Raw genomic sequence first — 641 nt, 5'->3', positions numbered from 1 at the left:
TCAGAGGCGCACTCCGTCAGTTTCTGGCGGAGCCGTCTACTCGATTAGCGGTTGTTTTTTTCTGTCGTCATTATTTGGTTTGATATAAGGCAATTCTGTTTCCTTCGGTGTCCTCAAACTCTGCAACAAGTCCAATTCCATTGTCTGTTTTAGGATATAAAATTTGTCCACCGTTTGATGTAGCCAATTTGAGAGTTTGGTCAATATTTTCTGTCTTGAAATATATTACAACTCCGTCTTTTGTCGGCTTGTAGATTTCTCCTTTTGCTAATGCTCCTGAAATTCCTGAATTCTCGTCCACAAAAGGAAATAACGCCATTTCATTATTGTCAATATTTTCCTTTTCAAAGTCAAAGCTAAACACTGCTTTATAAAACTTTATTGCTCGGTCAATGTCAGTCACTGGAATTTCAAAATACACAACAGGGTTTGATTTTTTTGTCATAATATTCTCGTCAGTTTGTCTGATTTTCGTTTTTGAATTGTCGCCACAAGAAATTAGCATTTGAATTAAAACTCCAAAAGTTATAGTTGTCAATAGATATTTAGTTCTTGTCATTTTGCTTATTTTGTCAATTTACGGGTCGTCCTTAAAATAACCGCTAACTTGTATATAGTCGCTACTTTATAGCGACTATACA

At 35.4% G+C, this 641-nt stretch carries 1 protein-coding gene; it reads right to left on the bottom strand.

Annotation, left to right across the window (positions count from 1 at the left end; all coding sequences use genetic code 11):
* Window positions 1–70: 70 nt before the first annotated feature.
* Window positions 71–559 carry a VOC family protein gene (locus tag WFZ85_RS16040; RefSeq protein ID WP_342697262.1) on the bottom strand — a complete coding sequence of 163 codons (489 nt, stop codon included), beginning with the start codon at window positions 557–559 and terminating at the stop codon, window positions 71–73.
* Window positions 560–641: the final 82 nt, after the last annotated feature.

Origin of the sequence: Flavobacterium aureirubrum (assembly GCF_038739835.1) — a bacterium.
Taxonomy (GTDB): Bacteria; Bacteroidota; Bacteroidia; order Flavobacteriales; family Flavobacteriaceae; genus Flavobacterium; species Flavobacterium aureirubrum.
This window is presented reverse-complemented; position numbering and strand designations above follow the sequence as displayed.